Raw genomic sequence first — 13268 nt, forward strand, 5'->3', positions numbered from 1 at the left:
TGCAGGGCATGGAGATGCTGCAGGGCACGGAGACGCCGCCCGCCGAGGAAACGGAGACGCCGCCCGCCGAGGAGACCGGAGACGCCGGCCCGTCGTGGCCCACGAAGATCGCCGTCCTGCTGCGGGAGGACCTGCTGCCCTGGCAGGAGCTCAACGTGACCGCGTTCCTGGCGAGCGCGGTCGCCGCCGCGGTGCCGGAGCTGGTCGGCCGGCCCTACGAGGACGCCGACGGCACCCGCTACCTCGCGATGTTCCGCCAGCCGGTGCTGGTCCTCACCGGGCCCGGTGAGCTGCTCGCCCGGGCGCGGACGCGGGCGCTCGCGCGGGGGCTGCCGACGTCGCTGTTCACCGCGGACCTGTTCGCCACCGGCGGCGACGCCGAGAACCGGGCCGCCGTGCGCGCGGTCGCCGGTGCCGACCTCGACCTGGTCGGGATCGCCGTGCACGGCCTGCGGAACGCCGTCGACAAGGTCACCAGGGGCGCCCGCATGCACCCCTGAGGGCATCATCGCCGAGGTGGAGCAGTCGCCGCGCGTCCCCGTCACCTTCGAGAACTGCGGGGACGTCCCCGGGCCCTTCTTCCACGGGACGCGGGCGACGCTGGCGGTCGGCGACGAGCTGGTCCCCGGTCGCGGCTCCAACTTCCGGGCCGGCCGGGTGATGAACCACGTGTACTTCACCGCGCTGGTCGACACCGCCGCCTGGGGCGCGGAGCTGGCGACGGCGTTGGCCGGGGACCGGCACCGGGGACACGTCTACGTCGTGGAGCCGCTGGGCCCCTTCGAGGACGACCCGAACGTCACCGACAAGCGGTTCCCCGGCAACCCCACGCGGTCCTACCGGACCCGCTCCCCGCTGCGCGTCGTCGGCGAGGTGGAGGACTGGGAGGGGCACGCCCCGGAGGTGGTGGAGGGGATGCTCGCCTCCCTGGCGCGGCTGCGCGAGCAGGGCCTCGACGTCATCGAGGACTGAGGGTGTGCATCTCCGCGGAAGTGCACGGTGCACGTCCGCGGAGGCGCACCGGGTCAGACGTCGACGACGAGCATCCCGTCGATCTCGCGGACCGGGTAGACGCGCACCGGGCCGACGTCGCCGCCGGTCGACGCGCCGTCGGTCCACCGGAACCCGTACAGGTGCAGCGGGCAGACGAGCACGTCCGGGTCGGTCTGCCCGTCGGCGAGCGGGCCGCCGGCGTGCGGGCAGGCGGCCTGGGTGGCGTGCAGCGACCCGTCGCGCAGCCGGAAGACGGCGACCTGCACGTCCCCGGCGACGAACGCCCGCCCCTCCCCCGGCGGCACGTCCCCGGCCCGCCCGACCGCGTACGCCCGGACGCCGGCGGGAGCGGCCGGCCGGGTGTCGACGACGCTCACCGGACCGGCACCTGCGGCAGCGCGACCAGCGGCAGCGCCGGCCGGAACTGCCCGGGCGTCGCCGGCTCGGGACCGTCCTGCGCCCACGGGTCGGTGTAGGCGTCGACCGAGCGCTGCAGGCCCGCGTCGAGGTCGGCGCAGATCCCGTCGGCGTCGTCGACGACCACCGACCGGACCCGCTCCAGCCCGACCCGCGGCACGAAGTCGTAGGTCCGCTCCAGCCAGTTGGCGTTCTCGCGGTAGTACTGCACGAACCGGCCGACCAGCGTCATCACCGCCTCCGGGGAGTCGGCCGTGGCCAGCAGGTCGCCCTTGCGCACCGTGGCCCCGGCCGCGCCGCCGACGTACACCTCCCAGCGGCCGCTCCCGACCGCGACGACGCCGACGTCCTTGACGTACGCCTCGGCGCAGTTCCGCGGGCACCCGACGACGGCCATCTTGATCTTCGCGGGGCTCTCGATGCCCTGCAGCCGGGTCTCCAGGTCGATGCCCAGCTGCGTGGAGTCCCCGAGCCCGAACCGGCAGAAGTCGCTGCCCACGCAGGTCTTCACCGTGCGCATGCTCTTCCCGTAGGCGTAGCCCGAGGGCATGCCGAGGTCGGCCCACATCGCGGGCAGGTCCTCCTTGCGCACGCCGAGCAGGTCGATCCGCTGCCCGCCGGTCACCTTGACCATCGGCACCTCGTACTTCTCGGCGACGTCGGCGATGCGGCGCAGCTGGGCCGGCGTCGTCACCCCGCCCTTCATCTGCGGGACGACGGAGAACGTGCCGTCGCGCTGGATGTTGGCGTGCACCCGGTCGTTGACGAACTCGGCGTCCTCCTCCCGGACGAACTCGGTGCCCCACACCGTCTTGAGCAGCGAGGTCAGGCCCATCTTCGAGCGGGCGTCCTCCTTGCCGCCGGGAGCGAGCGCCGCGAACACGGCGGAGACGCTGCGCAGGTCCCGCTCCCGGACCGCGGCCACGAGGTCGGGCTTGGCCAGCGGGACGCCCGGCACGTAGTACGAGGCGGCCGGGTCCTCGGCGACGTCGCCGTCGGCGGCCCACTCCACGACCTGCCTCACCAGCGCCTTGCAGGACCCGCAGCCCTTGCCGGCGCGGGTGCGGTCCATGACCGCGCCGACGCTGCCGCAGCCGTCGGCCACCGCCCCGCAGATCGCGCCCTTGGTCACACCGTTGCAGTTGCAGACCTGGGAGTCGGCGGGCATCTCCGCGACGCCGACCTCCTCCTGCCCGTCGGACAGGTCGACCAGCAGCCGGATGCGCTCCTCGGGCAGCGCGCTGCCGCGGTCGAACGCCTGGGTGAGGTAGGCGACCTTGCGGGTGTCCCCGAGCAGCGTGGCGCCGACCAGCCGGTCGTCCCGGACCACCACGGACAGGTGCACGCCGCGCCGGGGCTCGGAGATGACGAGGAACTCGTCGGAGTCGCGCTCGGGGGTGCTCACGCCCATCGTGGCGACGTCGACCCCGGCGACCTTGAGCTTGGTCGCCGTCCGGCTGCCGTGGTACTCGGCGTCCGGGTCGGTGCCGGTGAGCACGTTGGCGAGCACCCTCGCGTGCTCCCAGGCGGGGGCGACCAGGCCGTAGACCGAGCCGCGGTGCTGGGCGCACTCGCCGATGGCGTGGACGTCGGGGTCGTCGGTGCGCAGCTGGTCGTCGACGACGACGCCGCGCTCCACCTCCAGGCCCGAGCGGACGGCGACGTCGGTGTGCGGGCGGACGCCGGCGGCGACGACGAGCAGGTCGCAGTCGATCCGCCGCCCGTCCGCCAGCAGCACGCCCTCGACGGCGTCGTCGCCCAGCACCTCGGTGGCCAGCACGTCGAGGTGGACGGTGATGCCGAGCGACGTGACGCTGCGCTCGAGGACGGCACCGGCCTCCCGGGAGAGCTGGGCGTTCATCAGCCACGGCATCGCGTGCACGAGGTCGACCTCGAGGCCGTGGCCCTGCAGCGCGCGGGCGGCCTCCAGCCCGAGCAGTCCTCCGCCCATGACCACCGCCTTCCGGCAGCGGCCGGTGGCGGCGAGCATCGCGCGGGTCTCGTCGATGGTGCGGAAGCCGTACACGCCGGGCAGCAGGCTGCCGTCGTCGCGCCGGACGCCGGTCATCGGCGGTACGAAGCTGTAGCTGCCGGTGGCCAGCACGAGGTGGTCGTAGGCGGCGGTGGTCCCGTCGGCGGCGTACACGACCTTGGCGGCGGTGTCGATCCGCTCCACCCGGACGCCGGCGCGCAGCGTGACGCCGTTGTCGGCGTACCAGTCGTGGCTGTTGAGGACGATGTCGTCCTCGGACGTCTCCCCGGCCAGGACCGGGCTGAGCAGGATCCGGTTGTAGTTGCCGTGCGGCTCGTCGCCGAACACGGTGATCCGGAACTGCTCGCCGCCGCCGCGCTCGAGCACCTCCTCGACGAACCGGGCGCCGGCCATGCCGTTGCCGACGACGACCAGCCGCGGACGGGGATCGAGGTCGTCGTCCAGCGCGAGCGTGGTCAGCCCCTCGGGGCGGCCGCCGAGCACTCCCGTCATCACACCTCCACCAGGCCCAGGTCGACCACGAGCTCGCCGGTGACGCCCTCGGGCGCGGCGGCGTGCAACTCGACGACGCAGCCGCCGGGCAGGTCCTCGACCACCCGCAGCGGCACGTGCACGTCCCCCCTGGCACCGATCGGGAACCAGCGCATCGGCTCGCCGTCGCGCAGCAGCAGCACGTAGACCAGCTCCGCGGTGGAGTTGCCGCCGCGGAAGTACAGCGCCTGGGCGGTGGCGCCGGCGGGCACCTGGTAGCGCAGCGCCGGGTCGACCGGGCCGGGCTTGGCCAGGCCCTCCCCGGTGAGCGGGAAGACGCCTTGCAGGAATCGGGGGCTGCTTCTCACGGGATGGCTCCTCCTCGGGCTCCGGGTCGGGGGCCGTGGTGCGGGCGGGACGGGGCGGGTGTGCGGCTGCGGGGCGGGCTGGCTCGCGGCGTCGGGGGCGGGCGGCCGCTCGGCCGGGCCGCCGACGCGGGTGACGGCGACCGCGCAGGCCTTGAAGGCGGGCATCCGGCTGACCGGGTCGAGCGCGGGGTCGGTGAGCGCGTTGGCGCTGGACCCGCCGCCCCAGTGGAAGGGCACGAAGACGGTGTCCGGGCGGATGGCGTCGGTGACCGCGGCGGTGAACCGGGCGCGGCCGCGGCGGGTGGCCAGCTCGACGACGTCGTCGTGGGCGATCCCCAGCCGGCGGGCGAGGTCGGGGTGCAGCTCCGCCCGCGGGACGGGGGCCACCAGCTGCAGGCTGCGCGTCCGGCGGGTCTGGGTGCCCGACTGGTAGTGGGCGAGCACCCGGCCGGTGGTGAGCACGTACGGGTACTCGGCGTCGGGCTGCTCGCGCGCGCCGGTGTGGTGCACCGGCACGAACCGGGCGCGGCCGTCGGGGGTGGCGAACCGCTCGGTGAACAGCCGCGGGGTGCCGGGGTGGCCCGGCTCGTCGTCCGGGGTGGCGGGGCACGGCCAGAACACGCCCTGCTCGGCGTCGATGCGGTCGTAGGTGATGCCCGAGTAGTCGGCCGCTCCCCCGGCGCTGGCCCGGCCGAGCTCGGCGAAGACGGTCTCCGGGTCGGCGGAGAAGCCCCGCGCGCCCAGCCGGCCGGCCAGCTCGGCGAGCAGGGCCAGGTCGTCGCGGACGCCGTCGGGCGGGTCGAGCGCGCGCCGCCGGCGGATGACCCGGCCCTCGAGGTTGGTCATGGTCCCGGACTCCTCGGCCCACATGGCGCTGGGCAGGACGACGTCGGCCAGCGCCGCGGTCTCGGAGAGGAAGAAGTCGCTGACGGCGAGGAAGTCCAGGTCGCCCAGCCGGCTGACCACCCGGCGGGCGTCGGGCGCGGAGACGGCGACGTTGGAGGCGAGCACGAGCAGGGTGCGCACCCCGCCGTCGGTGCCGAGCGCGTCGAGCAGCTCGAAGGCGCTGCGCCCGGGCGCCGGCAGGTCGTCGGGGTCGACGCCCCAGACGGCGGCGACGTGCGCGCGGTCGGCCGGGTCGGCGAGCCTGCGGTAGCCGGGCAGCTGGTCGGCCTTCTGCCCGTGCTCGCGGCCGCCCTGCCCGTTGCCCTGGCCGGTGAGGGTGCCCCAGCCGCTGCCGGGCCGGCTGGGCAGCCCGAGGGCCAGCGCCAGGTTGAGCCACGCGGTCGCGGTGTCGGTGCCCGCGCTGTGCTGCTCGGCGCCGCGCGCGGTGAGCACCATCGCGCGCTCCGCCCGGGCGAGCGCGGTCACGGTGCGCCTCTGCTGCTCCACCGGCACGCCGGTGAGCCGCTCGACGCGGTCGGGCCAGTAGCTGCGCACCGCGGCGCGCACGGTGTCGAAGCCGGTGGTGCGCGCGGCCACGTACGCCTCGTCGACCAGCCCCTCGGCCATCGCCACGTGCAGCAGCCCGTTGGCCAGTGCCAGGTCGGTGCCGGGCAGCGGCTGCAGGTGCAGCCCGGCGCTGCGGGCGGTCGCCGTCCGGCGGGGGTCGACGACGACGTGCAGCGCCCCGCGCGCCCGGCCGGCGTCGAGGTGCTGCATCGCCGGCGGCATGGTGTCGGCCGGGTTGCTGCCCACCAGCACGACGACGTCGGCGCCGGCGACGTCGGCCAGCGGGAACGGCAGCCCGCGGTCGAGGCCGAAGGCGCGGGTGGCCGCGGCGACCGCCGAGGACATGCAGAAGCGGCCGTTGTAGTCGATGGCGCTGGTGCGCAGCGCGACCCGGGCGAACTTGCCGAACTGGTACGCCTGCTCGTTGGTCAGCGACCCGCCGCCGAAGCAGCCGACGGCGTCGCGGCCGTACCGGGCCTGGGTGCGCCCGATCGCGGCGACGACGCGGTCGAGCGCCTCGTCCCAGCCGGCCTCGACCAGCGGGCTGGTGCGGTCGCCGGGCACTGCGCGGACCAGCGGGCGGGTCAGCCGCTCGGGGTGGTCGAGCAGCTCGGTGGCCGACCAGCCCTTGCTGCACAGCCCGCCCCGGTTGGTCGGGAAGTCGAGGGGTACGAGCGTCGCCGGACGGTCCCCCGCGGTGACCGCCGTGCCGCACTGCAGCGAGCAGTAGGGACAGTGCGTCTCGGTGGTCCGCGTGCGGGGACCGGCCGGTGCGGCGGTGCCGGACGGGAGGGCTGCGGACACGGCTCCGAGCGTCGGGTGCGGCGGTTTCCCCGCGGCCACGACGACGTCAAGGCTGCGTTCCGGAGACCTCACGGGCGGGCACGGGGTCCGGTGCGGCGACGGTGGTATGCAGGGTCCGACGAGGAACCGGGAGGCGGACGTGGCGCGGACCGACGACACCGTCCCGGTGCACCGTCCCGACCCCGACTCGCCGGAGGCCCGTGGCGGCGCGGCGGCCGTCCTCCCCGCGGGCCCTCCCAGCACCGGGCGGGCCCCCCTCGACCGCCGCCGCATCCTGGGCGCGGCCGTCGAGTTCATCGACCGGAACGGTCTCGCCGCCCTCACCATGCGGCGGCTCGGCGCCTTCCTCGGGGTGGAGGCCATGGCGCTCTACCGGTACGTGCCCGGACGCGAGCAGCTGCTCGACGGCGTCGTCGAGACCGTCATCGACGAGTTGTACGGCGATCCGGACGTGCACATGCGCGCCGCCGGCGGGTGGCAGGACTTCCTGCAGCGGCTGGCCCACGGCGTCCGGCGGATCGCCCTCGCGCACCCCGAGGTCTTCCCCCTGGTGGCCACCCGGCCGCCGGAGGCCCCCTGGGTCCGCCCGCCGCTGCGCAGCCTGCGCTGGGTCGAGTCCTTCCTCACCGCGATGACCGACAGCGGCTTCGGCGTCGAGGCGGCGGTCGCCGCGTACCGGGCCTACTCGAGCTTCCTGCTCGGGCACCTGCTGCTCGAGGTGTCGCAGAAGGGCGTGCAGATCAGTCCCGAGGACGCGCCGGGGGGCGTCCCCGGCACCGGGACCGACCTCTCCCAGTACCCGCTCGTCACCGAACTGGAGGAGCTGCTGTCCCGGGACGAGTCGGCCGCCGAGTTCGAGGAGGCCCTCGAGAACCTGCTCGGCCGCCTGGAGTCCCTCCGGCGGGAGGGGCGCGTCCCCGGGGAGTGAGCCGGAGGGGGTTTACGTCGTAAACGACGGGGCATCCCCGGGGTGGCCAGCTGACCCCCGGCACTCCGCCGCGTGAGGGAGCCGGCCGATCCCCACCCCCTTCCGCGAGGAGCGCACGTGATCGACGACCGGCAGATCAGCGACGTCATCGGCAGCACCGCCGTCGGCCCCGACGGCAAGCACGGCAGCGTCGGCGAGGTCTTCCTCGACGACGAGACCGGCCGTCCCGAGTGGGCGACCGTCCGCACCGGCCTGTTCGGCACCAAGGAGGCCTTCGTCCCCCTGGCCGACGCCACGGTCTCCGGCGGCGAGCTGCGCGTCCCCTACGACAAGGCGAAGGTCAAGGGCGCCCCGCACGTCGACGTCTCCGCCGGCCACCTGTCGCCGCAGGAGGAGCAGGAGCTCTACCGCTACTACGGCCTGGGCACCTCGGGCACCACGACCGGTCAGGCGATGACGACCGGGACGACGACCGGGACGACGACCGGGACGACCGGCGGCCGTGTCGACCTCAGCGGCCGGGAGGGCGTCGTCGGCCGCGACACCTCGGGCCCGACGACCGACAACGCCATGACCCGCTCCGAGGAGCACCTCGAGGTGGGCACCCAGCGGGTCGAGGCCGGCCGGGCGCGGCTGCGGAAGTACGTCGTCACGGAGAACGTGAGCCAGACCGTCCCCGTCTCCCACGAGGAGGTGCGGGTCGAGCGCGAGCCCATCACCGACGCCAACATCGGCAACGCGATGGACGGGCCGGCCATCTCCGAGGAGGAGCACGAGGTCGTCCTGCACGCCGAGCGCCCCGTCGTGTCCAAGGAGGCCACGCCGGTCGAGCGCGTCCGCCTCGACACCCGGACGGTGACCGAGCAGGAGACCGTCTCCGACCAGGTGCGCAAGGAGCAGATCGAGGTCGACGGCGACATCGACCCGACGACCCGTCGCCGCTGACCCCACCGCGGACCGGCCGGCCCGTCGGCCGGTCCGCACCCGCACTCCCCGATCCCCTCGGGAAGGCACCATGAGCTCCTCTCCCGGCGGCGACGCCACCTCCGGCTCGGTCGGTGCGGCGGCCACCTGCGGCAAGGCCCCTGACGCCGTCGACGCGCAGCACGAGCGCTTCGGCGGCATCACGTGGGGAGCGGTCTTCTTCGGTTGGCTGTCCGCCAACGGCCTGTCCGTGGTCCTGCTGGCCCTGCTGTCCGCCGCCGGCGTCGCCTTCGGCCTGGCCCGGGTGTCCAGCGCCGACCAGGCCGCCGAGCCGGCTACTGCACAGGCCGACACCATCGGCGTCATCGGCGGCACCACGCTGCTGGTCGTGCTGTTCCTGGCCCACCCCGCCGGCGGCTACGTCGCCGGGCGCATGGCCCGCTTCGACGGGTCCGGCAGGGCATCGCCGTGTGGCTGGTCGGCCTGCTGGTCGTCGTCGTCCTCGCCGTCCTCGGCGCGGTGCTCGGCTCGGAGTACGACGTGCTCTCGCAGCTCAACCTGCCCAGCATCCCGATAAGCGGGGACACCCTGACCACCGCCGGGATCATCGCCGGCACCGCCGCGCTCCTGGCCACGCTGCTCGGCGCGATCCTGGGCGGCGAGCTCGGTACCGGCTACCACCGCAGGGTCGACCGCGCCGGCTTCTACGTGTGAGTCCGACGCCCCGTGGGGCCGGTCCCGTCCCGGGGGCCGGCCCCACGGTCGCGTCCGGGCCGTGCGCGCGCCGTGGTGTCATGGCTGGCATGAGCGAACCCGGGCCGACGGTCCACGTCGGCGTCCCGGTGGTCCGGGCGGCCGAGCCGCGCGACGTGCCGCGCATCGCCGCCACCCTCACCGTGGCGCTGGCCGAGTCGCGGTGGGTGCGCTGGGCACTGCCGCTGGACGGGCGCACGCAGCGGCTCACCCGGCTGGCCGAGCTCGACGCGGGCCACCGCGGGGTCGCCACCGGCACGACCTGGGTCAGCGAGGACGTCGACGCCGTCGCCTCCTGGGACGCCCCCGCCGGGGCCGCGACGCCGGTGCCGGCCGACGTCCGCGCGGCGCTGGAACGGGAGGTGCCGCGACTGCACGCCGACCGCGCCGACGCCGTCGCCCGCACCGAGGCCCAGCTCGCCACCGCGCTGCCCGAGGGCCCGCACTGGCGGCTGCGCGCGCTGGCCACCCGGCCGCGCTCGCGCCGTCGCGGGCTCGGCGGCGCGGTGCTCGCGCCGGTGCTGGCCCGCTGCGACGCCGACGGGGTCCCCGCCGCGCTGGTCGCCCCCGCGTGGGCGGTCGTGCGCTTCGCCCGCGGCCTGGGGTTCGAGGTGACGCAGGCGACCCGCTCGGCCGACGGGCAGCTGCCGCTGTGGGTGGCGGTGCGGCCGCCGGGCGTGCCGATGCCGGAGCTCTGACGGAGGACCCCTCGCCCCCCCACCGCTCGCGCGCTCGCGGCGAGCCCCTGCGAGGGGGCCGAGGGAGGACCGCAGGCGTCCTCACTCCCAGCTGCCGCGGCGGCGCTTGAGCTCGCCGCGGCGCTTCTTCTCCGCGATCCGCCGCTCCTGCGAACCGCGGGTCGGCTTGGTGCGCCGGCGCGGCGGTGGCGGCGCGGCCAGGGCGGCGCGCAGCACCGCGGCGAGCCGCTCGCGGGCCGCGGCCCGGTTGCGCAGCTGCTGGCGGTGCTCGCTGGCGACGACGGTCAGGACGCCGTCGACCAGCCGCGGGCCCAGCCGCTCGGCCAGCCGCTGCCGCTGCGCGTCGGTCAGCCCGCGCAACTCCAGTGGCGCGACCGACAGCTCGACGCGGGAGTCGGCGGTGTTGACGCCCTGCCCGCCGGGCCCCGACGACCGCGAGAAGCGCCACGCCAGCGCCGCGGCGGGGACGACGAGGGAGCCGGTGACCGGGAGGTCTCCGCTGGTGTCGTCACTGCCGGGCACCCGCCCAGTCTCGTCGACGGCCTGGTCGTCCGCGATCACGGCCCGCGGTGGGGACACGCCGACGTCGCCCGGCGCGTCGCCACGCCAGATCCGTGATCGCGGAGGTCAGGCCGGGACCGGCGGGACGAGCGCGCCCAGCAGGCGGCGCACGACCTCGACGTCGCCGTCGACCCGCAGGTCCCCGGCAGCCAGGGCATCGTCGAGGGACCGGCGGCCGAAGGCGACCGGGCGCAGCACCGCCGGCGCGCCGGACAGGACGGCATCCGGCGCGCCGGTCGTGCCGCGGACGGCGGACAGCCGGCCGTCGGCGACGGTGAGGGTGACCCGGTCGGGCGCCGCGGGGTCGTCGACGGCGAGCTCCACCCGCGCCGACCACCCGGCCAGCCGCGCGGGGTCGGCGACGGTGCGCAGCGCGAGCACGAACGCGTCGGTACCCAGCTCGCCGGCCGAGGTCTGCACCGTGCGCGAGCCCCACCGGCCGAGCGCGAGCAGCACGTCCTCGAGCTCGTGCCCGCGCGAGGTGAGGGCGTAGACCCGCCCGCCCACCGGCGGCCCGGCCACCGACCGCGTGACGATCCCGGCCGCCTCCAGGTCGCGCAGCCGCTGGCTCAGCACGGTCGGGCTGCCGCCGGCCAGCCCGCGCGCCAGGTCGGTGTAGCGCTTGGGGCCGAGCAGCAGCTCGCGGACGACGAGCAGCGCCCACCGCTCCCCCACGACGTCGAGAGCGCGGGCGACCCCGCACGGGTCGTCGTAGCTGCGGCGGTCCGGCACGCGGCCGAGGCTACCCCTTGCACTCTGTCAGACCTAGTCACTACTACTGAATCCGTAGCTATCGATCGGAGGAGGAGTCGTGGGCCGGATCAGCATCGTGGAGAACGTCAGCCTCGACGGCGTCGTGCAGGCGCCGGGCTCACCGGACGAGGACACCCGCGGCGGGTTCGCCCACGGGGGCTGGTTCGCGCCCTATCCCGACGGCGTCCTCGGCGAGGTCATGGGCCGCGGCATGGCGGGCGAGGGCGCCATGCTGTTCGGCCGGCGCACCTTCGAGTCGATGCAGGCCGCGTGGGCGGGCACCACCGACAACCCGTTCGGCCCGGTGCTCGACGCCAGGCGGAAGTACGTCGTCACCCGGGACCCGGGCTACGCACCGACGTGGGCGAACACCACGGTCCTCGCCGGCGACGCCGCCGCGACCGTCGCGGAGCTCAAGGCCACCGTCGACACCGACCTCACCGTCCTCGGCAGCCCCGACCTGCTGGCCACCCTGCTCCCGGCGGGCCTGGTCGACGACGCGTGGCTCGCCGTCGCGCCGGTCGCGCTGGGCGGCGGCCGCACCCTGTTCCCGGCCGGCGCGCACCTGCGCTGGGAGCTGGTCGAGTCGGTGGCGACGACGACCGGCGTCGTCCTGTCCCACTACCGCCTCGCGCGCTGAGCCCTTCCCCGCCGCCCGGGACCGTGGTGCGCTGGCCGCCGTGCCACCCACGCTCTACGAGTGGGCCGGCGGTGCACCGGCCTTCCGGCGCCTGATCGACGCGTTCTACGACCGGGTCGAGCGGGACGACCTGCTCGGCCCGCTCTTCCCCGGCGGCGTGTCCGAGGCGCACCGCGCGCACGTCACCGCCTGGTGGTGCGAGGTGTTCGGCGGCCCGCCGCTCTACACCGAGCAGCTGGGCGGGTACGAGCGGATGCTCGCCCACCACCGCCGGCTGCGGCTGGTGCCCGAGCAGCGGTTCCGCTTCGCCACGTTGATGAGCCGCGCCGCCGACGACGCCGGGCTGCCCGACGACCCCGAGTTCCGCGCCGCCTTCGTCGGCTACGTCGAGTGGGGCACCCGCCTGGCGCTGGCCAACTCGCAGGAGGGCGCCGCCGTCGTCGAGCACGCCCCGGTGCCGCGCTGGGGCTGGGGCGTGGCGCCGCCGTACCAGCCCTCCTGAGGACGATGGGGCGGTGACCTCCCTCCCCGCCGCCCTCGCCGCCGGCCCGGTCCTGCTCGACGGCGGCCTGTCCACCGAGCTCGAGGCCCGCGGGCACGACGTCACCTCGGCGCTGTGGTCGGCGCGGCTGCTGCGCGACGACCCCGGTGCCGTCGTCGCCGCGCACGCCGCGTTCGCCGCCGCCGGGGCCCAGGTGGCCACGACGGCGAGCTACCAGGCGACGGTCGAGGGGTTCGCCGCGGCCGGGGTGGACCGGGACGAGGCGCTGGCGCTGGTCGCCCGCTCGGTGGCGCTGGCCCGGGAGGGGGCGCCGGGGTCGTGGGTCGCCGGGTCGGTCGGGCCCTACGGCGCCGCGCTGGCCGACGGCTCGGAGTACACCGGCGCCTACGCGGCCGAGGTCGGCGTCGACCGGCTGCGCGCCTTCCACCGGCCGCGGATGGCCGCGCTCGCCGACGCCGGCGCCGACGTGCTCGCCTGCGAGACGCTGCCCGCCGCCGCCGAGGTGGAGGCGGCGCTGGCCGAGGCCACGTCGCTGGGCGTGCCGGTGTGGCTGTCGCTGACCACCGTCGTCGACGCCGACGGCGTGGCGCGCACCCGCCGCGGCGAGCGCGCGGCGGACGTGTTCGCGATGGCGCGCGGGGTGCCGGAGGTGGTCGGCGTCGGCGTCAACTGCACCGACCCGGCCGGGGTGCTCCCGGCGCTGACGGCCGCGGCGGCCGCCGGGGTGCCGCTGGTGGCGTACCCGAACAGCGGGGAGGGGTGGGACGCCGCGGCGCGGCGCTGGACGGGCACCGGCGGGATCGCGGCCGGCGACGCCGCGGCGTGGGTGGCCGCGGGCGCCCGGCTGGTCGGCGGCTGCTGCCGGGTGCGCCCGGCCGACGTCGCCGCGCTCGCCCGCACGATCAGCTGAGCTGATCGTGCGGCGGGGGGGGGGGGGGGGCGGGCGCGGGCGGGGGGGCGGCGCCGCGGGGGCGCGGGGTGGTACACCAGCTGGTCGTCGGTTTATTTTTG

At 76.2% G+C, this 13268-nt stretch carries 15 protein-coding genes; 10 read left to right on the plus strand and 5 right to left on the minus strand.

Annotated elements, in window-relative coordinates:
- Positions 1-8 precede the first annotated feature (8 nt).
- Together ACI8AB_RS20945 and arr are read left to right on the plus strand one after the other, a co-directional pair.
- Positions 9-500 (plus strand): DUF2000 family protein, encoded by a 492-nt coding sequence (locus ACI8AB_RS20945; RefSeq protein WP_456951706.1) that lies wholly within the window; start codon positions 9-11, stop codon positions 498-500.
- Positions 501-516: 16 nt separating this feature from the next.
- Complete coding sequence (gene arr / locus ACI8AB_RS20950; RefSeq protein WP_456951707.1) at positions 517-972, plus strand: NAD(+)--rifampin ADP-ribosyltransferase; 456 nt, start codon at positions 517-519, stop codon at positions 970-972.
- 53 nt (positions 973-1025) lie between these two features.
- Here arr and ACI8AB_RS20955 read toward each other — a convergent pair whose 3' ends face one another.
- From ACI8AB_RS20955 to ACI8AB_RS20965, 3 genes are read right to left on the minus strand one after another with little or no spacing between them, the layout of a single operon-like run.
- Entirely contained in the window at positions 1026-1370 is a 345-nt protein-coding gene (locus ACI8AB_RS20955; protein WP_456951708.1) for a Rieske (2Fe-2S) protein, read from the minus strand.
- Positions 1367-3895, minus strand: coding sequence for a nitrite reductase large subunit NirB (gene nirB, locus ACI8AB_RS20960; protein WP_456951709.1), 2529 nt, complete (start codon positions 3893-3895; stop codon positions 1367-1369). The genes ACI8AB_RS20955 and nirB overlap by 4 nt, the downstream gene beginning before the upstream one ends.
- Positions 3895-6498 carry a molybdopterin oxidoreductase family protein gene (locus ACI8AB_RS20965; RefSeq protein WP_456951710.1) on the minus strand — a complete coding sequence of 868 codons (2604 nt, stop codon included), beginning with the start codon at positions 6496-6498 and terminating at the stop codon, positions 3895-3897. Before ACI8AB_RS20965 ends, nirB begins: the two co-directional genes overlap by 1 nt.
- 139 nt (positions 6499-6637) lie before the next feature.
- Between ACI8AB_RS20965 and ACI8AB_RS20970 the strand changes: the two genes are divergently transcribed.
- The 5 genes from ACI8AB_RS20970 to ACI8AB_RS20990 all read left to right on the plus strand — a co-directional run bounded on the left by ACI8AB_RS20970 (position 6638) and on the right by ACI8AB_RS20990 (position 9801).
- Positions 6638-7426, plus strand: coding sequence for a TetR/AcrR family transcriptional regulator C-terminal domain-containing protein (locus tag ACI8AB_RS20970; RefSeq protein ID WP_456951711.1), 789 nt, complete (start codon positions 6638-6640; stop codon positions 7424-7426).
- A gap of 117 nt (positions 7427-7543) precedes the next feature.
- Complete coding sequence (locus ACI8AB_RS20975; protein WP_456951712.1) at positions 7544-8371, plus strand: DUF2382 domain-containing protein; 828 nt, start codon at positions 7544-7546, stop codon at positions 8369-8371.
- Between the two features lie 70 nt (positions 8372-8441).
- Positions 8442-8927, plus strand: coding sequence for a hypothetical protein (locus tag ACI8AB_RS20980; protein WP_456951713.1), 486 nt, complete (start codon positions 8442-8444; stop codon positions 8925-8927).
- Entirely contained in the window at positions 8891-9064 is a 174-nt protein-coding gene (locus ACI8AB_RS20985; protein ID WP_456951714.1) for a hypothetical protein, read from the plus strand. Before ACI8AB_RS20980 ends, ACI8AB_RS20985 begins: the two co-directional genes overlap by 37 nt.
- A gap of 89 nt (positions 9065-9153) precedes the next feature.
- Positions 9154-9801 carry an N-acetyltransferase gene (locus ACI8AB_RS20990; protein ID WP_456951715.1) on the plus strand — a complete coding sequence of 216 codons (648 nt, stop codon included), beginning with the start codon at positions 9154-9156 and terminating at the stop codon, positions 9799-9801.
- Between the two features lie 81 nt (positions 9802-9882).
- Here ACI8AB_RS20990 and arfB read toward each other — a convergent pair whose 3' ends face one another.
- Complete coding sequence (gene arfB / locus ACI8AB_RS20995) at positions 9883-10323, minus strand: alternative ribosome rescue aminoacyl-tRNA hydrolase ArfB (RefSeq protein WP_456951716.1); 441 nt, start codon at positions 10321-10323, stop codon at positions 9883-9885.
- A gap of 105 nt (positions 10324-10428) precedes the next feature.
- A complete protein-coding gene (locus ACI8AB_RS21000) occupies positions 10429-11094 on the minus strand; it encodes a winged helix-turn-helix transcriptional regulator (RefSeq protein WP_456951717.1) in 666 nt (221 codons plus the stop codon).
- Between the two features lie 79 nt (positions 11095-11173).
- Here ACI8AB_RS21000 and ACI8AB_RS21005 point away from each other — a divergent pair, with 79 nt between their 5' ends.
- Genes ACI8AB_RS21005 through mmuM form a run of 3 tightly spaced genes read left to right on the plus strand, consistent with a single transcriptional unit; the run spans position 11174 to position 13167 of the window.
- Positions 11174-11755 (plus strand): dihydrofolate reductase family protein, encoded by a 582-nt coding sequence (locus ACI8AB_RS21005; protein ID WP_456951718.1) that lies wholly within the window; start codon positions 11174-11176, stop codon positions 11753-11755.
- A gap of 40 nt (positions 11756-11795) precedes the next feature.
- On the plus strand, positions 11796-12257 hold the full coding sequence (locus ACI8AB_RS21010) for a group II truncated hemoglobin (protein WP_387986994.1): 462 nt from the start codon (positions 11796-11798) through the stop codon (positions 12255-12257).
- A 13-nt stretch (positions 12258-12270) separates the two neighbouring features.
- Positions 12271-13167, plus strand: a complete 897-nt coding sequence (gene mmuM, locus ACI8AB_RS21015; protein WP_456951719.1) for a homocysteine S-methyltransferase — start codon at positions 12271-12273, stop codon at positions 13165-13167.
- Positions 13168-13268 lie beyond the last annotated feature (101 nt).

It is taken from the genome of Geodermatophilus sp. SYSU D00698 (genome assembly GCF_054050335.1).

Excerpts from the sequence above, each read along its gene's own strand:
- ACI8AB_RS20945 (WP_456951706.1), top strand. The coding sequence starts at position 9 with ATGGAGATGCTGCAGGGCACGGAGACGCCGCCCGCCGAGGAAACGGAG.
- nirB (WP_456951709.1), bottom strand. The coding sequence starts at position 3,895 with ATGACGGGAGTGCTCGGCGGCCGCCCCGAGGGGCTGACCACGCTCGCG.
- ACI8AB_RS20980 (WP_456951713.1), top strand. The coding sequence starts at position 8,442 with ATGAGCTCCTCTCCCGGCGGCGACGCCACCTCCGGCTCGGTCGGTGCG.
- ACI8AB_RS20990 (WP_456951715.1), top strand. The coding sequence starts at position 9,154 with ATGAGCGAACCCGGGCCGACGGTCCACGTCGGCGTCCCGGTGGTCCGG.